This is a genomic window from Petrotoga sp. HWHPT.55.6.3 (genome assembly GCF_002895495.1).
In the GTDB taxonomy this organism is placed as follows: domain Bacteria; phylum Thermotogota; class Thermotogae; order Petrotogales; family Petrotogaceae; genus Petrotoga; species Petrotoga mobilis.
This window is the reverse complement of sequence record NZ_AZRJ01000054.1, coordinates 24,728-49,832: the sequence shown is the minus strand read 5'-3', so window position 1 is coordinate 49,832 and position 25,105 is coordinate 24,728. Positions and strand designations below refer to the sequence as shown.

Genomic DNA, 25,105 nt, shown 5'->3' with positions numbered 1-25,105 from the left:
TTTTTAATTATTATTGGTATTTCAAAACGGTAGATTGTTCATTAGTTTTCTGCCCTTTAGTTTCTTCATTTGCTTCATAGTTTTTTTCAGTTGATCGTATGATTTCAATAGTCTGTTAATATCTTGCAGAGTTGTCCCACTTCCCTTGGCTATCCGCTGTTTTCTTGAATAAGTAAGTATTCCTGGGTTTTTACGTTCCTTAGGGGTCATTGAATTTATTATTGCCTCGAATTTTTTTAATTCTTGCTCACCTTTTGTTACATCTACTTGCTCCTTTGGGACACCGGGAACCATTTCTAAAAGACTACTTAGAGGCCCTAATTTTCTTATTTGTCGAATTTGCTCGAGAAAGTCTTTTAAATCAAACTTTCCATCCATAAACCTTTCGGCATCTTCTTCTGCTTTCTTTTTATCTATATCTTGTTCTACTTTTTCTATGAAAGAAAGTACGTCTCCCATTCCCAAAATTCTTCCAACATATCTATCTGGGTAAAACTCTTCCAAATCATCTATCTTCTCACCAACACCAACTAATTTGACGGGTTTTCCAGTTATGTACCTAATAGAGATGATGACCCCGCCTCGAGAATCACCGTCGAGTTTTGAAACAACAAAACCAGAAAGATCCAATTTATCGTTAAATTCTTTTGCTGAATTAACTGCATCTTGACCAACCATTGAATCGACAACCATCAAAATTTCATCAGGATTGATTAATTTTTTTATATTTTCTAGCTCTTCCATCATCTTTTCATCGATGTGTAAACGCCCTGCGGTATCTACAATAACAATATCATGCAAAAGCTTTTCTGCATATTTTTTACTTTCTTCTACAATTTTCAAAGCGTTTACTCTGTCACCAGTAAAAACGGGAATGCCAATATCCTCACCCAACTGTACAAGTTGATCGATAGCCGCTGGTCTGTAAGTATCGGCAGCAACTAACAAAGGGTTTTTTTCTTTTTTCTTATAAAAATTTGCTAACTTAGCGGCGGTTGTTGTTTTACCGCTTCCTTGCAAACCCGTAAGCATTATAAAACCTGGATTACGAGAAATGGTAATTTTATTGTTTTCTTTACCACCCATCAATTCTATTAAATCGTCTCTAACTATTCTGATAAATTCTTGATCAGGGGTTAAACTTTCGAGAACCTTAGATCCAATTGCTTCTTCTTTGACTCTGTCAATCAGTTCTTTTACCACTTTATAGTGAACGTCTGCTTCCAAGAGAGAAAGTTTCACTTCTCTAACAGCATCTTTTATATTTTTTTCGGATAATTTTCCTTTACCCGATAGGTTCTTGAAGACTCCTGTCAGCTTTTTTTGTAAGTTTTCAAACATTATTTGCTCACCCCATGACTTAAAATAATCCTTCCTTAGTATACTATAAAAAGAAAGAAATTTGGTAAAAAGTATGAAAAAAGTAGAAGACGAGGTATAATTTAAAGTTACTATTACATTAAATTTTTTATAATATAAATAGAAGAACACTTATTTTAAAATACGCGTTGTATTTCTCTATTCATAAGCTTATCACATTATTGTTAACAAATCAATTCACTCTAATTTAAAGAAAAAAATGCTTGATAGATCTCTACTTTTATGTTATAATATTGTAGCAATACGCCTGTAGCTCAACTGGCAGAGCGGCGGTCTCCAAAACCGCAGGTTGGGGGTTCGATTCCCTCCGGGCGTGCCATTTTTATTTCTCCTTTGCTCCCCACCCATCGAAATTCTAAAAAATTCCCTTAAATGCACTTAAAACGTCTTTTACTATCTTTCCTTTCCCCATCGTAAAAAGATGTACTCCTGGAACTCCCAGTTCTAAAAGTTGCTCAATTAGTTTTATTGCGTGCCTTACTCCTATAATATATTCATCTTGAGATGATTTTGCGTCTTCAAACTCTTCCACAATGGATTTAGGTATATTAACATGAAAAGTTTTAGGGATGTTGTATAGTGTTTTTTTGCTTCCCAACGGTTTGATGCCTGCAATTATTGGCACTTCTATGCCGAGATCTCGAACTTTATTAACGAAGTTTTTGTAATACTCGATGTCAAAAAACATCTGAGTTATTATGAATGTTGCCCCCATATCGACCTTTAATTTCAAATAGTCCAAATCTTTTTCAAAGTTTGGGGATTCAAAATGTTTTTCTGGGTATCCTGCAACGCCCACGCAGAAATTTGTAGAATTATGTTCTTTTGTTGGGAACGTGTATATTCCTCTGTTCATATTTGCTATTTGCTCAACTAATTGACTTGCATGTTCGTATTCATCGGTTTCTTTCCATGTATACCTTTTCTTATCTCCTCTTACGACGAATATGTTTTCTATCCTTAGATAGTTTAGGTCTATTAGAATGTCTTCTAGTTGATATTTGTTAAAGCCTGTACATATTAAGTGAGGAACAACTTCGATATTATATCTATGTTTTATTGAAGCACTTACCCCGACGGTCCCAGGCCTCTTCTTTTGGATGATTTTCATGATCTTCCCATTTTCTTCAACATATTCTATTTCGTTGGCATGCTTAGTGACATTGATAAATTTAGGATAAAATTCGATTAAATTATCCACAACATTAAATATTGAATCAATACTTTCTCCAACATTAGGTGGGATAATTTCAAAGGAAAGAACAGGTTTGTTTGATTGTTTAATCAAATCTACTATCTTCATTATGGATCACCCCGGAAAAGATATAATAAAACATTTTTTCAATTTTAACATACTAGCAAAAAATAGTCAACAGTTAATGGGCTAAATAACAAAAAGGGTGGAGAGGTCTCCACCCTGTAACTATAATAAGATCAATATCTTATTTTTAAAACTCTGATTGTTTCTGAATTTCTTACCTGTTGATTAATAATTAACTGTTTTGCCTCTTTTATAATTTACCGCTGCTTGTGCAGCTGCTAATCTAGCGACTGGTACTCTGTATGGAGAACAGCTTACATAATCCAACCCTACCAAGTGTGCAAACTCAATAGAATCGGGGTCTCCACCGTGTTCACCACAAATTCCTACCTTCAATTTTGGGTTTGTTGATCTTCCACCGTCCAAAGCAAGTTTTATTAATCTTCCAACGCCTTCTCTATCGATTTGTTGGAATGGGTCTTTTTCGTAGATACCTTTTTCAATGTAATCTCCAATGAATTTTCCATAATCATCTCTTGAAAAACCTAAGCCAAGTTGTGTAAGATCGTTGGTTCCAAAGCTGAAGAAATCAGCCTCAGCACCAATTTGATCAGCAACAACACAGGCCCTGGGGACTTCGATCATTGTTCCGATTTTGTATTCTAAGTCTACGTTGTTTTCTTTTATTAATTCGTCAGCTATCCTTTTGACAGATTCTTTAAGGATGGTGAGCTCTTTTACGTTTCCAACCAATGGGATCATTATTTCTGGTTGTACCTTTTTACCTTCTTTTATCATATCTATAGCGGCTAAAATTATTGCTTTTGTTTGCATTTCTGCTATTTCTGGGTAAGTGATAGCTAATCTCACACCTCTGTGACCCATCATTGGGTTAAATTCTTCTAGATCTTTAACTGTACTTCTTAATTCTTCTTCACTGATTCCAATCATTTTTGCTACTTCTTTTATTTGTTCATCATTCTCTGGAACAAATTCATGAAGAGGTGGATCCAAAAGCCTTATTGTAACAGAAAATCCTTCCATCTCTTCAAATAATCCTTTGAAGTCTGATCTTTGAAATGGTAACAGTTGTTCTAAAGCTGCTTTTCTTTGTTCTTCTGTTTTTGAGACGATCATAGTTCTCATCTTGTTTATTCTTTCTGGTCCAAAGAACATGTGTTCTGTCCTACAAAGTCCAATTCCTTGAGCTCCGAACTCCCTTGCAACTTTTGCATCTCTTGGGATATCTGCGTTTGCTCTGACCCCTAAAACTGAAACCTCATCTGCGTACTCAAGCAATACTGAAATATCCCCTGCTAATCCTTCGGGTCTAACTGTTTTGATTTTTCCAGCGTAAACTTTTCCTTCGTTTCCATCGATGGAAATCCAATCGCCTTCCTTTAATTCAACTCCATTAGATTTTATAACTTTATTTTTTAAATCGATGACTATATCTTCTGCTCCAACAACAGCTGTCTTACCCATTCCTCTGGCAACTACGGCAGCATGAGAAGTCATGCCTCCACGTGATGTTAATATTCCTTCTGCAACGTTCATACCGCCAACATCTTCGGGGGATGTTTCGGGTCTAGCGAGAATTACTTTTTCACCATCTTTTGCCAGCTTTTCAGCATCGTCTGCGCTAAAAACAATCTTTCCAGTTGCAGCACCAGGAGATGCGGGTAATCCTTTCCCAATGTATTGGGCATTTTTTAATTCTTCAGAATCGAAAATAGGATGTAGTAATTTTTCTATATCTGCGGGCTTAACTCTCATCACTGCTTCTTGTTTGCTTATGAGACCTTCTTTTACCATATCTACCGCAATTTTAACAGCCGCAGCAGCAGTTCTTTTTCCGCTTCTTGTTTGAAGCATATATAATTGCCCTTTTTCAACTGTAAATTCTATGTCTTGCATATCTCTAAAATGTTTCTCCAATTTATCCATAACCTCAAGTAACTGGTTATATGTTTTAGGATTGATACTCTTTAACTCATCCAAACTTTTTGGAGTTCTTATACCAGCAACGACATCTTCGCCTTGTGCATTGGTTAGAAATTCACCGTAATATTTCTTTTCACCAGTGTTTGGATTTCTTGTGAAAGCCACACCTGTACCGCTATCTTCTCCCATGTTACCAAAAACCATAGCAACTACGTTCACAGCGGTTCCTAAAAGCCCTTGTTTGTCCATTTCATTAATTTGTCTATACTTTATAGCCCTTGGATTGTTCCAACTTCCGAAAACTGCTTCAATAGCAATCCAAAGCTGTTTCATAGGATCTTGTGGGAACTCTTTTCCCTCTTCTTTGTACAGTTTTTTGTATAATTCAACAACTTTTTTAAGATCGTTCGCATCTAATTCCAAATCTTGTTTTACGCCTTTTTCTTTTTTGACTTCATTAAGGGCTTCTTCAAATTTTTCATGGGCGATACCCAGTGCAACATCACCAAACATTTGGATAAATCTTCTATAAGAATCCCAAGCAAATCTTTCGTTGTTAGTTAGCTTGGCTAATCCCTCTACTGATTCATCGTTAAGACCTAAATTCAATATAGTATCCATCATTCCAGGCATAGAAACAGCAGCACCTGATCTGACTGAAACCAAGAGAGGATTTGCGTTGTCACCGAATTTTTTACCCGTAACGTTTTCAAGCTCCCTCATGGCTTCTTCAACAACCGATTTAAGATCTTCTGGGAATTTTCTGCCATTATCCCAATAATATTTACATACTTCCGTTGAAATAGTGAAACCTGGAGGTACTGGCAAACCTAAAGATGCCATTTCTGCTAAGTTAGCACCTTTTCCACCAAGAATGTCTTTCATTTTCGAGTTACCTTCTACTCGGTTTTTATTCCACACGTATACGTACTTTTTTCCCATCTGTTTCCCTCCTAGCTATTTTTATGAAAAAATTATAATTACAAAAAAACCAATGTGATTAAATCATCACACTTTATTTAATTATATTCTAATTACTTTTTTTCTATTTCTCATTTGGGTAAAATTTAACATACAATTTTAATAATTTAAAATGCTTCTTCCCTAACTAATTTAAAATTCATAGATTTATTCGAGTCGTCTATCAATAGATAGGAAATTAATTTTTTTTTGACGAACTCATTTCTATTTATTCCAAAATTTCTATTTACCATGAATTTCCATGTTCCAGTATTAATATAAACTTCTTTTAAGCCTCCGTTTTTTATGATATTAAAGGACGCTCTATGGTTATGGCCCATAACTATTCCCTGTATTTCTCCCTTAGCAAAAGAGATATCCTGATCATAAAACCCAATAAGATATTCTTTCGGTATATAGAATTTATCATTTAAAAGTTCTTCTGCTTTCATTAAAAGAGAATTCGAATTTCTCATACTTCTAAAGAACATTCCTGCCCTAACTATAGCTTCACCTAATTTCATGCCCCCTAAGTTATTCACGAATATATTGGATAGAATATTTACACCCGGAAAATTGATTTTCATCCATTTCTTTACCTGAGGAGTTTTAATTAGTTGTGTGAAGGTTTCGATCCATTTGTTTTTTAAATTGTAATTAAGATCATATTTTTCTTTTACGATATCCAACCACTTGAAAACATCCAACTGAGGATAAATATTTTGATAATCTGAAAAAAGCTCAGCAGGTAGAATTTTCCCGGCGACTTTTCCAAAATTATAATTCATGTATTTGTTCATGTACTCTGCAAATGGCGGAATAAGGTTTCCATCTTTATCTTTGCTCAATCGATTGACTATATCGAACTGATTACCATGTATAACAAATAATCTTAAGTTTGGATCATAATAATAGGGTAAAATTTCACAATTCTCGAATGCTTCTTTGATTTTTTCGTTTATTTTTTGATTCAAAAGAACATAGTAATCGTGGTTACCTGCGATATAATAAATGTTATGTTTTTTTGAAAATTTTCGGAGCTCTTCGATCATCTTTTCATGGCTAGCGAATATTGTATCTATTAAAGACGGATCAAATTTTTCTGCATATTCAGAAGCTGTATCCATCATGAGACCATCATTGATTAAGTTAGATAACTCGAAAAAATCTCCAACGATATATAACTCATTGTTTTCATCATCAAGATCACGTAGTAACTTGATTAGTCTGTCATCGTATATAAAGTCATCTGATTCATTACCTAAACCGATGTGCAAATCACTCAGAAAAACCTTCATTTGGTTTCCTCCAGCAGATTTTTTCGAAATTCCGAAGGTAATTATAACACAAACATTTTCCTCTTTTTATAAGATTTATTAAAAATATATGAACCTCAAATTCGACTTGCATAATAACAAAATGTGTGGTATAATTTAATTACGATAAAAATTATCGGCATTTAAATCAAATTATGGAGGTGTAATAATGGCTTTTGAATTACCAAAATTGAGTTATCCCTACGATGCTCTAGAACCTTACATAGATGCTACAACAATGGAGATTCACCACACTAAGCATCATGGAGGTTACGTTAAAAATTTAAATGCTGCCTTAGAAAAATATCCTGAATGGGCAAGCAAAAGTATAGAAGACATTCTCAAGGATTTAGACAATATACCAGCAGATATTAGAACAACAGTAAGGAATAACGGAGGCGGACATTACAATCATTCCATATTTTGGACAATAATGGGACCCAACGGTGGTGGCGAACCTTCTGGAAAGTTAGCTGAAAGTATTGATAAGACTTTCGGAAGTTTCGACAAATTTAAAGAGGAATTTTCAAATGCTGCAGCAACAAGATTTGGGAGCGGATGGGCTTGGTTAGTATTAGATAACTACGGGCATCTTTCGATTCTATCCACACCGAATCAAGATAATCCTATTACATACAGTTTAAAACCTTTGTTAGGCTTAGATGTTTGGGAACACGCCTATTATTTAAAATATCAAAATAGGAGACCGGAATACATACAAGCTTGGTGGAACATAGTTAATTGGGAAGAAGTTACTAAAAGGTATGAAATGTTGCTAAAATAAATAATAGTAGAATAAAAAGATCTCGGTTGCTTATGCAACCGAGATTACTTATTTTACTTTTGGGAGTTTTCAAAAAGTTTTGTCTTTTGTAGACCGAATAGCACTATGTATGCAACGAGAATTCCTACGGTGAATTGTAAAACATTCCAAGGTACCTCAAAAATCGGCATCACCCAATTACCAACTATAATTCTACCTGTAAAAAAGTATCCTATAACCATCCATAGACCGGCTATCATACTTCCCATCAAATTACCTAATCTGAAGATTTTTGAATCCTTCCCCCTAAGAAACAACGAAATTAGTATTATGGCTATTGGTATTGCTAAAAGAATAATGTTGATTAATCCCCTAGCGTTTAATAAAAAATTTTCTAACTCTTCTATATTTTCATATCCCAATTCATTCATTAAATTGTTAGTGAAAGGAGAAGTAGCTAAATTCTCTATCAAGTTTTTTAAGAATAAGGAAAGAGTTAAAGAAAAAGCCAACCATATACCTATACTTGAGAGAAAAATTGTAAGTTCTTTTTTGCCAGAATATTTGTTTCTATAACTATCGGAAATCCAACCGACTAAAGCCCCCATAACGGACTTTATAATTAAAGTAGGTATAGCCCAATAAGCATAACCTCCAACCAAATCCGCCAAAGCCGAACCTAATCCTCCGGCTAAAGCTCCAACCCTCCTGCCAAACAAAATTGCTGAAATGAATATCATGCTGTCTCCCAAATGTACGTAGCCCCTTGTGAACGGGACAGGAACTTTTATCGCAAAGGTTAAAACAAAAACTAAGGCAATCATTATACCAGAAATTGCAACATCTTTCGTTTTCAATATAAATTCCTCCCTCTAAGTAGAAATCCAATAATAAACTAAAAGCTGTATTTTTCACTTAATTATACAACATCCACTCTTTGAATACAACAGTTCAAATATATCTTTCGTTAATGAGAAAATATTTTCTATGAATTTTTTTTCATTGCTTGAATAATTGCCTGTAAAAAGCTATATTCACTTATAATCAGCTCTGGCGTCCTTTGACTTTTTAGTTTATTTAAATTATAATAAGAACTGTTAGAAAATAAATTTATACTTTATCCCTACGGAATGGGGAACGAAACGGGGTGGGGAGCGGGGCAAAGGGGAGCAAGTCTCAGAAGAGATAATAAAAATGAGAATGAGGAGGGCAAGATATGAAAATATCTCAAAGAGTTTTAAATACACAATTTTCTCCTATTAGAAAATTAGTTCCATATGCAGAAAGGGCAAAGGAAGAAGGTAAAAAAGTTTACCTTTTAAACATAGGGCAACCTGATATTGAAACACCTAAAGCATTCTTCGAAGGGATAAAAAAGTACTCATCCAAAGTAATTTATTACAGTCATTCTGCAGGGCTATTAGAGTTACGTGGGGCTTTTTCCGATTATTATAAGTTGTGGGATATAGACTTTGACTCCCAAGAGTTGATCGTCACTACAGGTGGAAGCGAGGCAGCAATTTTCGCTTTGGCATCTGTTGCAGATCCAGGAGATGAAGTAATGGTTATAGAGCCTTTTTATGCTAATTATAAAGGTTTTGCAGAGATGCTAAATGTAAAACTTTGCCCAGTGAAATCGGATCCGGAAACCGGCTACGCTGTTCCAAGTATAGAAGAATTCGAAAAGGCTTACAACGAAAACGTTAAGGCAATAATCTTTTCAAATCCTTCAAACCCGACAGGAGCTGTGTACAGTTACGAAGAAGTAAAAAGAATCGTTGACTTTGCAAAAGAAAAAGACATATTTGTAATATCAGATGAGGTATATAAAGAATTCACTTTTGATGGAACTAAGCATGTATCCGTCATGGATTTTGAAGACAAAGACAGATTCATCTTGATAGACAGTGTGTCAAAAAGATACAGTGCTTGTGGCGCAAGAATTGGAGTTTTTGCTACAAAAAACAAAAAACTTTTAGAGCAAGTTATGAAATTTGCTCAATCTCGATTATCTCCACCTTTGTTGGCTCAATTTGGTGTTTTAGGGTTACTAAAGGATTTGGGGAAAGATTATTATCAAGGTGTTGCATTAGAGTACCAAAAAAGAAGGGACGCTGCATACGAAGAGATAAAAAAGATCGAAGGAGCCGTTTGTAAGAAACCCCATGGTTCATTTTATCTCTCCGTTAAACTACCGATCGATGATTCTGAGGAGTTCATTAAGTGGATGCTTACAGACTTCGATGTGAATGGAGAAACTGTAATGGTTTCACCGTTGTCAGGCTTTTATGCTACACCAGGTGCTGGCAAGCAAGAAATAAGGATCGCTTATGTATTAAACAGCGAAGAGTTAAGAAAGGCTTGTAATATCCTAAAAGAAGCTGTGACCGTTTACAATGAGAGAAAAATAAAAGTTAAATGATATCAATAGGCGCCGTTTCAATATACGGCGCCTTTGAATTAATTTTCTGAATTTTTGTCAGTTTGTTCTTTGGCAGTTTTGGGCGATGAAGGTTTAACGTACTTTTTGTTTTCCGGCTTTTGCCTTGTGAAATATATTGCCAAAGATAATCCAATAAGGTTGGCAATAAAAATAACGCTTAAAATCATTGAAGAGTATACAACAATAGACAAAGCAGAAAGCACACTAAGTAGTATGATCGAAAATGTCATACCGTATTTTTTGTTAAATAGAAACAGAAAATAAAAAAATATTAAACCTCCTACCAATCCGACAAATAAACCTATAAAAAGAAAGTTTAAAAAATCCGAAAAATTAAAATACTCGAAAAGTCTTTGATTGACACTTTCAAGATAAAACAAGTAGACAGAAAGTCCCGCTACCACGATACTTCCAATAATTGCTATGCTTCTTAAAAAAACTTTCAAGTTATTCATTCTATCCCCTCCTCGGCGGTTGAATTTTCTTGGCTAATATTTTCTTCTTGCGGTGCATGAGCTGAATATGTAAACTTTCTATACAAGTTTTCTATTAATATTATAACTAACAAAAGTAAAAGAGAAACTAAAAAACCGTTGAGCGTTCGTAAGACACTCAAGTTCAACGGTGTGTGTATATGTAAAAAAGTGTCCAGTATCGATACCGGTAGTAGAGCCTTAAAAAAGTCCCATATAAAACTTCTCCCTGAAAGAGGAGTTGTATAATAAAACAAGTACGAAATAAGTTCTTTTGTTCGCGGCCTTGATATAAGCGCTCTTTCTAACGCATCCCTAACTCTTCTTTCAAAATTTGTAACAAAAGCCCAGTTTGAACTTCTTACTATGTATATAATTCCAGCAAATGCGACAAAAATAAGTAATAAAATATCCGACTTGTTAAATTTAAACTCTTTAACCTTCTTAAAAGATTCCGCGATATTAAATTTGCTAAATCTAAAACCGGTAAAATCCATAAACGCTTTCAACAGTACTAACAAAGGCAAAACTAAAAGTAGAATTTTGATCCCTCTAACGTTGTTAAGCTTGAAGATAAATAAAGAGTTGTAAGCGCTCATATACACTAAAACTCCAAATAATAAAGCATAGCCAATTATTTTTAGGAGGTTATTTTTAGAAATTCTAAAAAAGATGATGACTGAAAACAAAGTTGCGGCCAAAGTGAAAGACCAATTGTATAAAAAGAAAAAAGCCAAAATATATAAGATAGCAAAAAGGGGTATATATACTAATAAATTCATTGTGATGAGTCCAAAACCTACCCATGGAACGATAACGTTGGGAGAAGAGTACTTAATTGAATCGATTGTAACTGGGGTTCCTAAATCTTTTTGAACTAATCTTATTAGCTCTGGGGTCCTTGGATGATCGGGGAACAAAAAGTATCTTATCTTTCTCTCTTTCAATGCCCTATGAAATCTTTGAACTATCATCTGATCATCAAATTTATCTATTTCTCCAGGTTTGATGTAATGTACATATCTCATATTATTAAGGATGTCCTTATTCATTTTATCTTTTATTTCTGTAAAATACTTATCAAAATCAGAAAACTCGACAACTAGTAGGCAATCGTATTGGTTTGTTAATTCTCTTAGAAAAGATTGATCTTCTTCGAAGCCTTGAGATTCAAAGTCTTTTAATATGGCATATTGGTTATAAACCAAGTAATTATAGCCGCTTTTTTGTTCAGAATTCAATTGATCTTCTGTAGGCAGTATAGAATAATTTTTAGAATTTTGATAATCAATATAAAAGGCGTAAAAGAAGAAAATCAAAGAGCTAAATAAAGTAATAAAAATTATCGGCTTTCTTATTTTGTTCATTTTAGATCCCTCAATTCCTCTTTGGGCTTTTCTCCAGTTTGTCCAATACAGTTTGAAGATCTTCACTCAGCGGTGCATAAAAATCGTAATGCTTATTATTATAATCAAAAGAAATCTTACTCGCATGAAGAAAAATTCTTTTTAAACCATAATTTTTTCTTAAAAGCTTATTCTGCTTTTTATCCCCGTGATTATCATCCCCAGCGATGGGAAAACCTAAATCAGCGAATTGAACTCTTATTTGATGTTTTCTGCCTGTGTATAATTCAATCTCTACCAAAGAATATAGCTCACCAAATAAATCGAATTTTTTCTTAAGGTTAAATTTTAACTGTGCTGTTTTACCATAAACTGTAGAAACTAATTCTCCACTTTTTTTATTTAAATTCCCTACCAATAAGGTTAAGTAGTATTTCCTTGTTTCTCTACTTTTGATTAACTGTGTTAACTCACGAGCTGTTTGCTTGTTTTTTGCCACAACCATTACCCCAGATGTTAATTTATCTAAACGATGTACCAAGTGAGGCTCAAATTCACCTCGTGAGTAATGCATCACTCCTTCGATTATCGTTGCCATTTCTTCTTTAGATCCCGGATGTACAGACACTTTGGCAGGTTTGTTTATCACTAGAAGGTCTTTATCTTCATAGATAATGTCAAAAGAGACTGGTCTTGCCTTTAAAGAAGGTTGAGTAGGTCTGGATAATTCTTCTAATTTATTTTCATCCAGAATAATTTTAACGTTGTCTCCTATTTCTAAGATATAATTGTTCTTTTTGACCCTCTTTTCATTGACTTTAACAAAACCTTTTCTTATCAAACCATAAATAGCTCCCAATTTTATTTCGGGATAATTTTTTCTTATAAACGTGTCTAACCTAGAATAATAATTTTTTTCGTTCACTGTTGTTTCTTTTTCCAACCTTAAATGAGCCTCCCTTAGATTAACCTCCTTGCCGAAAAAAAGAAAAACTTTTTTGACGCAATATTCATTCGTTTATTTATTATATCACCTTTTTGTTTTTCTTGTGAAAAAACCTTGGAATATTTTATATCCCTAAAAAAATATAAGATGTTCTTTCTGGTTTTGGGATTTTTTTGAAAAATTTAATCTTTTTTCTTATCTTTTGTATTACCTTAAAAATTTTAATATAACTTGACTTTGTTGAATTGAGTCGGCATAATAAAAATGGTGTCACAATGAATCAACTTCTAAAAAGGGGTGAAAAATTCTGTTGTTTTTTAGAAAATTAATAAAAAGAGCTTCAAATACTGAATAGGAGGAGAAAAATGGAGATAAAAGCAAACCCAGAACCTTTTAAAATTAAGATGGTGGAACCTATCAAAAAAATTTCAAGAAAAGAAAGGGAAGAAGCTTTAAAGAGGGGTGGTTATAATTTATTTGCCTTGAAATCAGAAGAAGTCTACATTGATTTGTTGACTGACAGCGGTACTGGCGCAATGAGCGATAATCAATGGTCAGGATTGATGTTGGGAGATGAATCTTACGCAGGAAGTAAAAGTTTCTACCATTTATGGGAAACAAGTAGAGAAATCTTTGGACATAACTATTTTGTTCCAACTCATCAAGGAAGAGGAGCAGAACAGGTTTTATTCCCCCTTTTAATTAAAAAACCTGGTCAATACGTTTTGAGTAACATGCATTTTGATACAACTAAGGCACACGTCGAATTAGCTAAAGGTAAACCTGTCGACTTAGTTATAGAAGAGGCTCTTGATACAGATACCTATCATCCCTTTAAAGGAAATTTTGACTTGGAAAAATTGGAATCCTTTATATTAGATAAAGGAAGTAATAGTATTGCTTTTATCATAATAACTATAACTTGTAACAGTTCGGGTGGACAACCTGTTTCTATGCAAAATATAAGGCAAGTTAGTGAAATAGCCAATAAATATGGGATTCGTGTATTTCTAGATGCAGCTCGTTACGCTGAAAATGCTTATTTTATAAAGCAAAGAGAAAAAGAATATTTTGAAAAATCCATAGAAGAAATAGTGAAAGAGATGTTCAGTTATGCCGATGGGTTCACCATGAGTGCAAAAAAAGACGCCATAGTAAATATAGGTGGATTAATTGGGATTAAAGAAGATGAAGCCCTGTTTAATCAAGTAAAAGCAGCTCTTGTCCCTTTAGAAGGATTTCCTACATATGGTGGTTTAGCCGGTCGAGATATGGAAGTGATGGCAAGAGGTTTAAAAGAAGGAATTCAATTTGATTATTTGGATTATAGAATAAGACAAGTAAAATACTTGGGAGATAGGTTAAGAGAGGGTGGAGTACCAATTCAATATCCAACTGGAGGACATGCTGTTTTTGTGGATGCTAAAAAAATGCTTCCTCATATACCTTATTACCAGTTTCCAGCTCAAGCATTGGCAAACGTACTTTATTTAGAGTCTGGAGTTCGTGGAGTAGAAGTTGGATCATTAATGATGGGGCGTGATCCTCAGACCGGTGAACAACTTGAATCTCCTTTTGAATTTTTAAGATTGGCTATCCCAAGAAGAGTCTATACTTACACTCACCTTGATTACGTTGCTGAAGGATTATTAGCTGTAAAAGATATATCTAATTCGCTCAAGGGCTTAGAATTCACATATGAACCAGAAATTTTAAGACATTTCACTGGCAGGTTAAAACCAGTAGAATAAAGTGGCATGATTGAAGAGATTCTAAAGAGAGCAATTTTACAACATCAGGAGGTTGATAAAAAATGAGTAAAAAAATAGCGATCAAGACAAAAAATGCTCCTTCTGCAATTGGCCCCTATTCTCAGGCTATTAAAATCGGAAATCTGATTATAACAAGTGGTCAAATTCCTTTCACAGCTGAAGGGAAACTAGTAAGTGATGATATTAAGGACCAAACCAGGCAGTCTTTAACAAACATTAAAAAAATCCTGGAAGAAACGGGTTTAAGTATGGATAAAATAGTTAAATGCACCCTTTTTATCCAGGACATGAATGAAATGGCAGCAATAAACGAAGTCTATCAGGAATTCTTTACTGAACCTTATCCCGCCCGTAGTGCTGTGGAAGTCGCTCGACTGCCCAAAGATGTCAAAATTGAGATTGAGGCAATTGCCTCCGCTGAATAGCAAATATTGCAGCAACCAAAAGTATCTTTAAAAATCTCCCCTATCCGGTAGGCAAATTCCTTACTTTGACGGTTAAAAGATGAGTTTTTAGTGAACTGAACATAAGAAAGGGGATCTGAGGGGGATAAAACTCCTATTTTCCACTTCCTGCAGTTAACCCTCTGACCAAATTGTTTTGAACGAGTAGGCCGAAGATTATCATGGGTATAACAGTGATCAACGAAGCAGCGCTCATTACCCCCCAATCAACATTCTTTTCACTTACAAACATATTAACAAGTACCGGCAGTGTTCGGGTCTCCTGACCAGTTAAAATTAAGGCGAATAAAAATTCATTCCATGATACGAGTGCACATAATATCGAAGTTGCCGAAATCCCTGGTAATACTAAAGGAAGAACTATTTTTCTCAACGATTCAAATCTTGTACAACCATCTATCATAGCAGCTTCTTCTAGTGATTCAGGAATTTCAGAAAAAAAGCCTTGCATCATCCACACCGCAAAAGGTACGCTGAAAAAAGAACTAGCAATGATAATAGGGATGTATGTTCCTGATAGATTTAGAATGCGAGAAATTAAGAAAAAAGGTAACACCATAACAATTGGAGGAGTCATACGTGCTAACAGTATAATAAATGACAATAGACTTGTATGTTTCCATTTAAAACGAGCCAAACCATAAGCTGCCGGTATACCAAGAATTAACGCTAAAATAGTGGAAGAGGCGGTTACTATAATGCTATTGAAGAAGGCTCTTACGAATTCTGTGTTACTAAAAAAAATCTTATAATTCCTTAAAGTAAAATTTTCTGGGATCCACTTTGGTGGAATAGTGAACTGATCAATAGGTGTTTTAAAGGATGAAAAAAGAATCCACATAAGTGGGTAAAGCGTCCAAATTAACGCTATAACTACTATTGTCAATGACAATACTTTTATAATTTTACTTTTACTCATTATTATCCCACCCTAATATTTTCATATAGATTAAAGTAAAAACAATCGCTAAGAAAAATGAGATCAGATTAATCGCTGACGAATATCCCATTTGGTATGATTGAAATGCAGTTCTATAACCATAAAAAGAAAGTGTTTCTGTAGCAGAACCTGGTCCACCACCCGTCATGATAAAAATGGTGTCAAATACTCTTAAAGACGTTAACGTCCTAATTACAATAGCAACCATGATTGAGGGTCGTAGTAAAGGTAGAGTTATATAAAAAAATCTTTGAATAGCTGAAGCTCCATCCACATATGCGGCTTCATATGGTTCTTGTGGCAAAGCTTTTAAACCAGCCAATAAAACTAAAGTAACAAAAGGGGTATATTCCCAAACATCCGCTAATATGACCATGAACATGGCAGAGTTTGGATTTGCTAACAATGGATTTTCTGCTATTGAACCAAATCCTATGTTCATTAAAAGTTGTGGTAAAGGACCGTAATCAGGATTTAAAATAAATTTCCACACGAATCCGACTACAACTGGAGCAATCATGAAAGGAATTAAAATTATCGATTGAACAACTTTCCAACCTTTAAATTCTGTATTTAGCGAAAGAGCTATTATAAAACCAAATATTAGTTCCAAAAGAACTGAAACTATAACAAAGTAGAAAGTTCTTCCCATTGTTTCCCAGGTAAAAGAGTCTCTAAAAGCTCTTGTATAATTTTGTAATCCTACAAAACTTATTCCTAAATCAGGTCTTAACAGATTCCAATTAAAGAAAGAAATGACTACAGTATATACAATAGGAATCAAAAAAATTGATATTATGAAAATAAGTGTGGGTAAAACATATCCAACATTATTTAATTTGTTCTTAGGCTGCAATCAACAAAACCTCCTTTGGAGTAAAGCCCCGTTAAAACGGGGCTTTATTGGATTCAATAATAATAACCATGATCTTTCAATAGTTGGAAAACACCATCTGCAGCTTCATTCAAAGCTTCTTCGGCCGTTTTTGACCCGCTTAGATATTCAGATACCGCAGGAGCTATATAATTATTTACTATGGAATTTCCTTCCGGAATGAGCGGGACCATAGGAGTTGGGATAGAGTTTTCCATTGCTTTTGAAAAGCCCTCCAACCATGGAAATTTTTCTCTCAACTCTGGATCGTTTATAGACGAAAAACGCGCTGGGATGTTACCGTAAGGAGCAGCATTTACTTCGTTTTGCGTTTCAGTCACAAACTTTATCCATTCTAAGGCTTCTTCTTTATTCTTACTTGCAGAGGAGATAGTAAAACCCCATGAAATATACAACATTGGTAATTTTTCATCTTTCAATTCTTCCGGTCTTGGGAATCCAACAAAGGATGATTTACCAACAACTTTTGAAGTTTTTGGATCTTCTGTGTAAAGCATGGCTGTTGTCCATAGTTCAGCCATAGCGCTTCTTCCTTGTGTGAATTCTGTCAAAGCATCCTGAAATACATAGGTTTTTGCAGCAGGATTTGCGTATTTAAACATTTCTCCCACTTCTTCCAAAGCTTCAATACCTTCTTTGGAATTAAAAACAGGTTTCATTTCATCATTTAAAAGACTTCCTCCTCTTGCCCATAATCTTTGCAGGAAATGAGTGGCAAGGAATATACTTCTTTGACCCATGAGAGTTACACCGTATAATTCTGGAGGTCTATAGAAAAATTCTGCTATATCTTTATATTGTTCCAACGTTTGTGGTGGAGTTAGTTCATACCCGTATTTTTCTTTAAAAGCCGCTTTCTCCTTAGGATCGTTGAACAAATCAGTCCTGTAAACTACACCTCCCAACTCATTCATATACGGAATGAAATACAGATTTCCATTTTGCCAGGCGTTTTCTATACCGGAAATATCTTCTAAATTTAACTCTTCGTATCCTTCTATCTTGTTTATGGGGTATATATATCCAGCAGTTGCTAAAGCAGGATACCAAAGCATTGAAACATAAGGTACATCAAAATCGACTCTTCCAGAGGTAAAGGTTAACATCAGCTGATCAAAATAATTTGCATAAGGGAATTGCTGAATAGTTGCCTTTATCCCTGTTTCTTTTTGAAAATCATCCATAACTGTTTTCCACGCTTCAGTGTGTATACCTACTTCACTCACTAAATTCACTTCTGAAAACATATTTGCAAAAACTAATAAAGAAACAAAAAGAATAACTAATACTCTACCTTTCCGCACTTTGAACACCTCCTAATTAAAGTTCATTTTGGTACAGGTCTTTAATTGCCCTTAAAGTAATATCAATAGCCTTGTTTGTTGAAGACTTTATTATACTTCTATGTGTATCTGGAACGCTCAGATCTACCTTGTCTCTATTAGATTGTTTGAACCTATTTGCATAACATATGCCAATAAATCCTGCTTTTACACCTCTTAACGATGAGACAACGAAAAGAGAAGAAGCCTCCATATCCATTGAAACAACTCTGTATCTGCTCCATCTTTGAAAATATTCAGGATCCCTATTGTAAAAACAAGAATGACTCCAATTTATCCCTGTTTTGAAATCAAGATTTAGACTCTTTGCTGCAGAAATAAGTCTTAAATATACTTCTGGTGAAGCTACCGCAGGGAAATTCTGTGGTACATAATATTGACTAGCTCCATCATCTCTCACGCAAGCATGAGGAATTATGACATCTCCTTCTTCAATTTCTTCTTGTAATCCAGCAACACTTCCAATCCTAATCAGTATCTTTGCCCCAATATTTATAAGCTCTTCGTAGACAATGCTTGCAGAAGGCCCACCCATTCCTGTTGAAGTGACTGATACAGGGTAATCTTCATGATAACCGGTATAAGTAATAAGTCCTCTGTTTTCTGAAACTTTTTTGGGATCGTGTAGTTTACTGATAATACTTTCTACTCTGCCTTGATCACCGGGAACAATCACTACAGGAGCAACGTCACCCGGCCCACATTGAATATGGTATTGAATTTGATTTTCTAATCCTGTTGGAACCCTAAAATCTTGTTTAAACACAGAATCTCCTCCTTGTAGTTTTAAATACGTTATATTTTTCTTCTGAATACACTCAATTTGAAAATAGAGGTATTTATGTAATCCAATGAGTGAAGTAAGGGAATATTATTTTCATCGTAGTGAACTTCTAATAAAAGAGTGACTGCTTTTTTCTCGGGAATTTTCAATAAGTTGGCAAGTTTCTTGTCGGCATCAATAGCTTCTATTTCTGAGATAGCATGTTTAATGGGTCTCATAAAATATTTATCTAGATAGGTAAAAATCTCCTCGTTTTTACTATTTTCATCTTTTAAAACGGAAATTATTGCGTCTTTTCCTCCGGGAATTCTGTTGATAACCATATACGTTTCTGCGTATATAACGGGGATACCGTCAGCCGTATAAACTCTTTTAATTTTGATTAATGGGTCTTTAGGAGTGATTTCCAATTTTTTTGAGAGTGAAGGAGATGCATCTACTTCCTCAAACTCGTTTAAAATAAGGTCAGGTACTTTTCCTGAGGTCGAAATTATGTTTGAAACTCCCCTTAAATAATCTAAACCCGTTTGTACAATACCTTCTTTCTTCACTACAAATGTACCAAGTCCTTGTTTTCTAATGATCAAACCTTCTCGCTCAAGGCTTACTAGTACTTCTCTGATTAAAGTTCTACTAACCCCTAAATTTTCACACAATTCCTGTTGAGAGGGTAATTTATACCCTTCAGGGAGTTGAGTAATTTTTGTTCTCAATTCTTTTAATATTTCTTTATATAAGGATCTACCAGCTTTTGAAATCATTTAGCACCTCCTCAGATTAAAACATGAAAATAAAATAACTTTTAGATTAAAATTAAATAACATATCATACTTCATATCTTTATTCTAATTATAACTTTAATTTTTATATTTTGCAAACTTAATTATTCGTGATTTGAGATGATTAAGAGTAATTAAGAGCTTTTATAGCCGATTACGCTGAAAATTCTTAAAAATACTCTTTCTAAACATCGTACTATGATCTGGTAAAATACATTAAAGGGGGGTCATAAAATGATCAGCATAGAGAAAGCAACTACGAAGGAAAGCAAAGATTTTGTCGAACTTTTTTTGATTTCTGCTCCTTTCTTTTACTTGCTTTTTGGTCAAAAAACAAAAGCAATGTTGAATAATTTGTTCACAACAGAAGGAAACTTATTTTCTTTTGAACATGTTTTCTTTTCTAAAATTGAGGAGAATATTTCAGGAATGATAATAAGTTACGACTGGAAAAGTAAAAATAAAGAGAATCTAAGAACTGGATATTTAATGCTGAAAAATCTTGGGATCATCTTTGTAAAAATCATTCCATTATTATTGAAACTCAACCAAGCGGTAGGAAAAGTTAGAAAAAGAGAATTCTACATAAGTAATATCGCCGTATATGAAGCTTATAGAAGTTCGGGAATAGGAAAGAAGTTGATATCTAAAGCTGAAGAAGAAGCCAGAAAGTTAAAAAGCCTCAAAGTTGTATTAGATGTAGAAAAAGAAAATACTATAGCTATCAAGTTTTATAAAAAGTTAGGATATAAAATAATAAGTGAATCAACATTAGAATTAAGTCGGCAACGAAAATTAAGCTTTTTTCGTATGGAAAAAGTATTATGATTGAAAACGTTGTAGAAGGTAGATAATTAATTTATCTACCGTCCTCCCACACCACCGTACGTGCACCGTACGTGTCCTTAAGAGACGGAAGCCTGTTCCATCCGGTATACGGTGGTTCAACAGAATTGATGTTTTAGGTTATACGTTTCAAGGATAGAAGGTAACCCCATTTCCTTAAGGCGTTTATTAGTTAGTGTTCTTGAAAGTATCGGGCTGTTGGAGATTCTCCAATAGCCTTTTCTTGTGTTTGCATATTCCCATGCTTTGTAGGTGTTTAGTCCTAATTTGACTAAGTTTTCATGTTTTGTTTTGATTTTCTTCCATTCCTTCCAGATACACATCCTAATTCTCCTTCTGAGCCATCCATCAAGACTTTCGGCTGCCGATTTCATATTTGCTATTCCATAGTAGTTTATCCATCCTGTTATTATTTGTTTTAACCTTGACAGTTTGTATGTCATGCTCCTTCCACTGCTTCTTTTCGTTTCCCCTTTTAGCTTCTTTTTGAATTCTTTGATGGATTTTTCAGGCACTCTAATTTCATATTTCTTTTCTTTCACGTAGAAGGAGAACCCTAAGTATTTGAGGTCCCAAGGCCTGACCGATGGACACCCTTGCCTTCGACTAGTGGTTCCTGCTACCTGGCCCACAGCGGACTTTCACCGCTTAGCTATTTCACATGCTGGGAGCACAAAATCAAAAGGGCTTTGAAGCCCTTTCGATTATATTTTATTTAATGGCATTCTTATCTATCTTTGAACCCTACCTGTGGAATCTCCTTTTGTGAGAGTTTTAACTTCTTCTACTGTGACGTGGTTAAAATCTCCGACTATAGAATGTTTCAAACAGGATGCGGCTGTAGCAAATTCTATTGCCTCTTGAGGAGCGTAATTGTTTATTAAAGCATATATTAACCCTCCGGCAAAGGAATCTCCTCCCCCTACTCTATCAACTATATGAATTTGATATTTTTTGGAGCAATAAAATTTGCTGCCATCATAATATAGACCTGACCAACCATTATCAAAAGCAGAAAAGCTTTCTCTTAACGTTATAGCGACCCCTTTCAAATCAAACCTGTCAAAAATTTGTTTGGCCACATCTTTATAATCGTCTAACTTTAGATTGCCTTTGGCTACATCTGAATCTTTAGCTTTTATATTGAATACCTTTTCCGCATCTTCCTCGTTCGCTATAACTATATCCACATATTTCATAAGGCCTGACATCACTTCGTTAGCTTTTTGAGGTGACCACAGTTTTTTTCTATAATTTAAATCACAACTAACAATAGTTCCTTTATTTTTAGCTGTTTTCACTGCATCAAGACAGGCCTGTGCTGCGTTTTCGCTCAATGCAGGTGTTATCCCTGTAAAATGAAACCACTTTGCTTGTTCTAAAATATTATCCCATTTGTAATCTGTGAGTTGAGATTCTGCAAAAGATGAATGTTTTCTATCATAAATAACCATAGAAGGTCTTTGAGATGCTCCAAATTCATGAAAATAAATACCTAACCTTTCTCCACCTTGAACTATATAATCAGTTTTTACCCCATATCGGCGAAGGTGATTTATCGCCGATTGTCCTATCGGATTGTCTGGAACTTTTGTCACAAAATAAGCATTTTCTCCGTAATTGGCAAGAGAAGCGGCAACGTTGGCTTCACCTCCACCGTAAGTTACATCAAAAGAATCTGTTTGAACAAATCTAAAATAATTTGGAGGAGAAAGTCTCATCATAATTTCACCAAAAGTAACAATTTTGTTAGCCATTACAATATCTCCTTTCAAATATATTTTGTGTTCTTAAAAATTATCTAGCAATTGCTATGGCTTCAACAAATTTTTTAGCTGTTTCCTGAACAAGCTCATAGTCTCCCGACTTTGCGCCTTTGGTCAATTCTCCTCCAACGCCAACTGCAACACATCCTGCCTTTATCCAATCTCCTACATTTTCGAGACTCACACCGCCTGTAGGAACTATCGGTGCTTGAGGAAGAGGTCCTTTAATCGCTTTGACTATTGAAGGGCCAAAAGCACTACCCGGGAACAATTTAACAAAATCCGTCCCTACTTCCATAGCTTCTACAACTTCTTTTATTGACATTGCTCCAGCCATAGAAACTTTTTGATATCTATTGCACATTTTTACCATCTCTTTGTTGAGATATGGACTTACAAAAAATTCGGCTCCAGCTAACATAGCAATTCTCGTTGTTTCAGGATCAAGAACAGTTCCAGCACCTACAAGAATTTCTCCTTTTGAATGCACCTTTTTCAGCTCTTTGATAACATCATCTGCTCCAGGAACAGTCATTGTAATCTCAATGGCCTCGATGCCACCTTTTTTAACAGCATCGGCGATTTTCAATGCTTGTTCAGCAGAATCAGCCCTTATTACAGCAATTATTCCAACATTTATAATTCGTTCCATCACTTTTAATTTATCCATGAAATCCTCCTCATTCGTATTATTAAAAATTAGATGGTTACTTTCTTTATTGCAAAATTACCTGAATTCAGAAAAAATTTTAGTTCTTGTTCTTTTTATTTATTACTTTACAATATAATACTTTTTCAATTTTATATTTCATAATATAAAAATGGGTTTCTTATGTTAATAACAACATACTATTCTTACATGAAAATAGTAAATAATTAAGATGTAATTAAATTAAGTTTAGCTAGGGCAACAATGAAAAAAGAAAATACTTGTTGCATAAGAAAATTCCATTTGATCGGATATCTTCTATATACCGTTAAGTTATTCAACCCTTATAGAACATATCTCTTTTTCCTGCTTTTTCGATTTTTTCGATTCTCTTTTTATAAAAATCTGTCATGGTTAATTCTTTATTTTCAAACCAAGCGTAAGGATCGGTACCCGACTGTAAAATTATGTTTCCCCATGGGTTATAATCACCAGTTCTAATTATTGATTTTACAGCATTTGAATAAACAGAAAGGATTCGTTCATGAGGAATTGTTTCAAATTCTACTTCAGGGAAAATATTTTTTAAATCGTTATATAATGGCAAATTATTTTTTAGAACTTCTTCAGCGAAAATAAGTTTTTCAGTAATAAATACATCGTTAATTGCTTTTAAAACTGTATTTAAACTAGGAATTCCTTTAGTGAGGGATAAATCAACATAGTCTGCATTTATTGGGATGGGAAACCCCGCATCACAAACCAATAACAGTTGACCGTGGCCAAGACTGGATAAGATCCTGTTTATTTCAATATTTAAAATACCTTTTCTTATCATAAAAATTACTCCTTTCTTAATCAATTTCTAATTTCCAATACTCGAGAAAAAACAGTAATTTCTCAATATAAAATTTGATTTCTTTGCATAGGACCATACATTAAGAACTTAATAGGAAGTATTTTTATTTGTTCTTTTGAAAAAGCTTCTTTTGTTAAGGGATAGATACCAGCTAATGACTATCGTTCGAAAATAAGGGGTAATTAAGTTGGATTTAAATTAAATTAGCTGATCACAATAAAAGTTGTAATTTTTTAAATTATTTAATGTTTTATAACCAAAAGCTCTTTTAGCAATCCTCCAGGTTCAGAGTTCATACCTCTATTTTACTTTTAAAAGATACCAGCTTTTTTAATCATCTGATAATATTTCATTTTTCTAGCTACGCTTTTTGGAAGAGAACGCAAAATATATTTTATTTTAAAAAATTTTTTTATCTCAAAGGAGCTTATTAAACTTAGAGCTTTAATTCTGAATCTAATTTAAGCTCTTTAAAAGTCTTTTCCCAATCTGCTGTGAACATAGCAACAGCTTGATCCGTCAAAAAATGAGTACAAGATTCATACATTATTTCTGGACTAAGGGTAACAGCATCGACTCCTATATTTAGAAGTTCTTTAACTTCATAAGAACTTTTAACGCTTGCGGCTATTATCTTTACGGGATACTTATATATGTTACAAACGGTTTCTTTGATTTCTTTAACTAAAAGTGTTCCAGATTGTTCGATTCTGTTGATACGACTAACGTATGGAGCTATGTATTTTGCTCCAGCTTTTGCTGAAATCAATGCTTGAGTAACAGAAAAAACGGCAGTAGCAGTAATAGTAATTTTTTCTGTATCAATCTCTTTAATAGCTGATAGACCTTCTTTAGTTGCAGGAATTTTAACGACTATTTTTTCAGAAATATTGTGCAGTGTTTGTGCTTCCAACATGATGTCTTCTTTTTTATTTGAAAGAACTTGCACATGTAAAAATTTTTTACTTAATGGCAATAGTTGTTTCAATAATTCAAATAAGGGTGTTTTATTTTTTGAAATAATTGAAGGATTAACGGTTATTCCATCAATAGGCAGCCATTCTGTCAAATGTTTAATTTTTTCAATTTCTGCACTATCTATATAAAGTTCCATTACTATTTCCTCCTTTTTTTTCAAGCCTATTTTGTGTTTTTCTGAAAGTATGGGTATTGTCA

At 34.1% G+C, this 25,105-nt stretch carries 22 protein-coding genes, 1 tRNA gene and 1 pseudogene; 6 read left to right on the top strand and 18 right to left on the bottom strand.

What is annotated here, in order from left to right; all coding sequences use genetic code 11:
* Positions 1–21 precede the first annotated feature (21 nt).
* The gene (ffh, locus tag X926_RS09760) at positions 22–1,341 is read right to left on the bottom strand and encodes a signal recognition particle protein (protein ID WP_103065969.1); all 1,320 of its coding nucleotides are present in this window, start codon (positions 1,339–1,341) and stop codon (positions 22–24) included.
* A gap of 282 nt (positions 1,342–1,623) precedes the next feature.
* On the opposite strand from ffh, the gene X926_RS09755 reads away from it, so the two are divergent.
* Positions 1,624–1,699, top strand: a tRNA-Trp gene (locus X926_RS09755).
* Positions 1,700–1,735: 36 nt separating this feature from the next.
* On the opposite strand, the gene X926_RS09750 is transcribed toward X926_RS09755, so the two are convergent.
* From X926_RS09750 to X926_RS09740, 3 genes are all read right to left on the bottom strand, one after another.
* Positions 1,736–2,683, bottom strand: coding sequence for a methylenetetrahydrofolate reductase (locus X926_RS09750; RefSeq protein ID WP_103065968.1), 948 nt, complete (start codon positions 2,681–2,683; stop codon positions 1,736–1,738).
* A 183-nt stretch (positions 2,684–2,866) separates the two neighbouring features.
* Positions 2,867–5,527 carry a pyruvate, phosphate dikinase gene (gene ppdK, locus X926_RS09745; RefSeq protein WP_103065967.1) on the bottom strand — a complete coding sequence of 887 codons (2,661 nt, stop codon included), beginning with the start codon at positions 5,525–5,527 and terminating at the stop codon, positions 2,867–2,869.
* A gap of 146 nt (positions 5,528–5,673) precedes the next feature.
* On the bottom strand, positions 5,674–6,843 hold the full coding sequence (locus X926_RS09740; protein WP_103065966.1) for a metallophosphoesterase: 1,170 nt from the start codon (positions 6,841–6,843) through the stop codon (positions 5,674–5,676).
* 187 nt (positions 6,844–7,030) lie between these two features.
* On the opposite strand from X926_RS09740, the gene X926_RS09735 reads away from it, so the two are divergent.
* Positions 7,031–7,645, top strand: a complete 615-nt coding sequence (locus X926_RS09735; protein ID WP_103065965.1) for a superoxide dismutase — start codon at positions 7,031–7,033, stop codon at positions 7,643–7,645.
* 53 nt (positions 7,646–7,698) lie between these two features.
* Here X926_RS09735 and X926_RS09730 read toward each other — a convergent pair whose 3' ends face one another.
* A complete protein-coding gene (locus X926_RS09730) occupies positions 7,699–8,481 on the bottom strand; it encodes an ECF transporter S component (RefSeq protein ID WP_199171214.1) in 783 nt (260 codons plus the stop codon).
* Positions 8,482–8,840: 359 nt separating this feature from the next.
* Between X926_RS09730 and X926_RS09725 the strand changes: the two genes are divergently transcribed.
* Positions 8,841–10,046, top strand: a complete 1,206-nt coding sequence (locus tag X926_RS09725) for a pyridoxal phosphate-dependent aminotransferase (protein ID WP_103065964.1) — start codon at positions 8,841–8,843, stop codon at positions 10,044–10,046.
* Positions 10,047–10,084: 38 nt separating this feature from the next.
* On the opposite strand, the gene X926_RS09720 is transcribed toward X926_RS09725, so the two are convergent.
* From X926_RS09720 to X926_RS09710, 3 genes are read right to left on the bottom strand one after another with little or no spacing between them, the layout of a single operon-like run.
* Positions 10,085–10,522, bottom strand: coding sequence for a hypothetical protein (locus X926_RS09720; RefSeq protein WP_012208161.1), 438 nt, complete (start codon positions 10,520–10,522; stop codon positions 10,085–10,087).
* On the bottom strand, positions 10,519–11,907 hold the full coding sequence (locus X926_RS09715; protein ID WP_103065963.1) for a DUF5693 family protein: 1,389 nt from the start codon (positions 11,905–11,907) through the stop codon (positions 10,519–10,521). Before X926_RS09715 ends, X926_RS09720 begins: the two co-directional genes overlap by 4 nt.
* Positions 11,908–11,917: 10 nt before the next feature.
* Positions 11,918–12,829 carry an RluA family pseudouridine synthase gene (locus X926_RS09710; protein WP_012208159.1) on the bottom strand — a complete coding sequence of 304 codons (912 nt, stop codon included), beginning with the start codon at positions 12,827–12,829 and terminating at the stop codon, positions 11,918–11,920.
* A 368-nt stretch (positions 12,830–13,197) separates the two neighbouring features.
* Here X926_RS09710 and X926_RS09705 point away from each other — a divergent pair, with 368 nt between their 5' ends.
* On the top strand, positions 13,198–14,583 hold the full coding sequence (locus X926_RS09705) for a tryptophanase (protein WP_103065962.1): 1,386 nt from the start codon (positions 13,198–13,200) through the stop codon (positions 14,581–14,583).
* Between the two features lie 62 nt (positions 14,584–14,645).
* Entirely contained in the window at positions 14,646–15,029 is a 384-nt protein-coding gene (locus tag X926_RS09700) for a RidA family protein (RefSeq protein ID WP_103065961.1), read from the top strand.
* Positions 15,030–15,162: 133 nt separating this feature from the next.
* On the opposite strand, the gene X926_RS09695 is transcribed toward X926_RS09700, so the two are convergent.
* The 5 genes from X926_RS09695 to X926_RS09675 are packed head-to-tail and all read right to left on the bottom strand — an operon-like array spanning position 15,163 to position 19,791.
* The gene (locus X926_RS09695) at positions 15,163–15,987 is read right to left on the bottom strand and encodes a carbohydrate ABC transporter permease (RefSeq protein ID WP_199171213.1); all 825 of its coding nucleotides are present in this window, start codon (positions 15,985–15,987) and stop codon (positions 15,163–15,165) included.
* Entirely contained in the window at positions 15,980–16,864 is an 885-nt protein-coding gene (locus X926_RS09690; RefSeq protein ID WP_103065959.1) for a carbohydrate ABC transporter permease, read from the bottom strand. Before X926_RS09690 ends, X926_RS09695 begins: the two co-directional genes overlap by 8 nt.
* Positions 16,865–16,917: 53 nt before the next feature.
* Positions 16,918–18,207, bottom strand: coding sequence for a sugar ABC transporter substrate-binding protein (locus tag X926_RS09685; RefSeq protein WP_199171212.1), 1,290 nt, complete (start codon positions 18,205–18,207; stop codon positions 16,918–16,920).
* Positions 18,208–18,223: 16 nt separating this feature from the next.
* Positions 18,224–19,012, bottom strand: coding sequence for a nucleoside phosphorylase (locus tag X926_RS09680; RefSeq protein WP_103065958.1), 789 nt, complete (start codon positions 19,010–19,012; stop codon positions 18,224–18,226).
* A gap of 29 nt (positions 19,013–19,041) precedes the next feature.
* Entirely contained in the window at positions 19,042–19,791 is a 750-nt protein-coding gene (locus X926_RS09675; protein ID WP_103065957.1) for a GntR family transcriptional regulator, read from the bottom strand.
* Between the two features lie 252 nt (positions 19,792–20,043).
* Here X926_RS09675 and X926_RS09670 point away from each other — a divergent pair, with 252 nt between their 5' ends.
* Positions 20,044–20,637: an N-acetyltransferase gene (locus tag X926_RS09670; protein WP_103065956.1), complete on the top strand. Its 594-nt coding sequence runs from the start codon at positions 20,044–20,046 to the stop codon at positions 20,635–20,637.
* Positions 20,638–20,753: 116 nt separating this feature from the next.
* Here the strand turns inward: X926_RS09670 and X926_RS09665 are convergent.
* The 5 genes and pseudogenes from X926_RS09665 to X926_RS09645 form a co-directional block, all read right to left on the bottom strand.
* Positions 20,754–21,236 (bottom strand): annotated as a pseudogene (locus X926_RS09665) (group II intron maturase-specific domain-containing protein); the annotation flags it as partial.
* Between the two features lie 150 nt (positions 21,237–21,386).
* Positions 21,387–22,412 (bottom strand): sugar kinase, encoded by a 1,026-nt coding sequence (locus X926_RS09660; RefSeq protein WP_103065955.1) that lies wholly within the window; start codon positions 22,410–22,412, stop codon positions 21,387–21,389.
* A gap of 40 nt (positions 22,413–22,452) precedes the next feature.
* On the bottom strand, positions 22,453–23,091 hold the full coding sequence (locus X926_RS09655; protein ID WP_103065954.1) for a bifunctional 2-keto-4-hydroxyglutarate aldolase/2-keto-3-deoxy-6-phosphogluconate aldolase: 639 nt from the start codon (positions 23,089–23,091) through the stop codon (positions 22,453–22,455).
* Between the two features lie 316 nt (positions 23,092–23,407).
* On the bottom strand, positions 23,408–23,908 hold the full coding sequence (rbsD, locus tag X926_RS09650; protein WP_103065953.1) for a D-ribose pyranase: 501 nt from the start codon (positions 23,906–23,908) through the stop codon (positions 23,408–23,410).
* Between the two features lie 457 nt (positions 23,909–24,365).
* Positions 24,366–25,043 (bottom strand): transaldolase family protein, encoded by a 678-nt coding sequence (locus tag X926_RS09645; RefSeq protein WP_103065952.1) that lies wholly within the window; start codon positions 25,041–25,043, stop codon positions 24,366–24,368.
* Positions 25,044–25,105: the final 62 nt, after the last annotated feature.

Excerpts from the sequence above, each read along its gene's own strand:
- ffh (WP_103065969.1), bottom strand. The coding sequence starts at position 1,341 with ATGTTTGAAAACTTACAAAAAAAGCTGACAGGAGTCTTCAAGAACCTA.
- X926_RS09750 (WP_103065968.1), bottom strand. The coding sequence starts at position 2,683 with ATGAAGATAGTAGATTTGATTAAACAATCAAACAAACCTGTTCTTTCC.
- ppdK (WP_103065967.1), bottom strand. The coding sequence starts at position 5,527 with ATGGGAAAAAAGTACGTATACGTGTGGAATAAAAACCGAGTAGAAGGT.
- X926_RS09740 (WP_103065966.1), bottom strand. The coding sequence starts at position 6,843 with ATGAAGGTTTTTCTGAGTGATTTGCACATCGGTTTAGGTAATGAATCA.
- X926_RS09735 (WP_103065965.1), top strand. The coding sequence starts at position 7,031 with ATGGCTTTTGAATTACCAAAATTGAGTTATCCCTACGATGCTCTAGAA.
- X926_RS09725 (WP_103065964.1), top strand. The coding sequence starts at position 8,841 with ATGAAAATATCTCAAAGAGTTTTAAATACACAATTTTCTCCTATTAGA.
- X926_RS09720 (WP_012208161.1), bottom strand. The coding sequence starts at position 10,522 with ATGAATAACTTGAAAGTTTTTTTAAGAAGCATAGCAATTATTGGAAGT.
- X926_RS09715 (WP_103065963.1), bottom strand. The coding sequence starts at position 11,907 with ATGAACAAAATAAGAAAGCCGATAATTTTTATTACTTTATTTAGCTCT.
- X926_RS09705 (WP_103065962.1), top strand. The coding sequence starts at position 13,198 with ATGGAGATAAAAGCAAACCCAGAACCTTTTAAAATTAAGATGGTGGAA.
- X926_RS09700 (WP_103065961.1), top strand. The coding sequence starts at position 14,646 with ATGAGTAAAAAAATAGCGATCAAGACAAAAAATGCTCCTTCTGCAATT.
- X926_RS09695 (WP_199171213.1), bottom strand. The coding sequence starts at position 15,987 with ATGAGTAAAAGTAAAATTATAAAAGTATTGTCATTGACAATAGTAGTT.
- X926_RS09675 (WP_103065957.1), bottom strand. The coding sequence starts at position 19,791 with ATGATTTCAAAAGCTGGTAGATCCTTATATAAAGAAATATTAAAAGAA.
- X926_RS09670 (WP_103065956.1), top strand. The coding sequence starts at position 20,044 with ATGATCAGCATAGAGAAAGCAACTACGAAGGAAAGCAAAGATTTTGTC.
- X926_RS09660 (WP_103065955.1), bottom strand. The coding sequence starts at position 22,412 with ATGGCTAACAAAATTGTTACTTTTGGTGAAATTATGATGAGACTTTCT.
- X926_RS09655 (WP_103065954.1), bottom strand. The coding sequence starts at position 23,091 with ATGGATAAATTAAAAGTGATGGAACGAATTATAAATGTTGGAATAATT.
- rbsD (WP_103065953.1), bottom strand. The coding sequence starts at position 23,908 with ATGATAAGAAAAGGTATTTTAAATATTGAAATAAACAGGATCTTATCC.
- X926_RS09645 (WP_103065952.1), bottom strand. The coding sequence starts at position 25,043 with ATGGAACTTTATATAGATAGTGCAGAAATTGAAAAAATTAAACATTTG.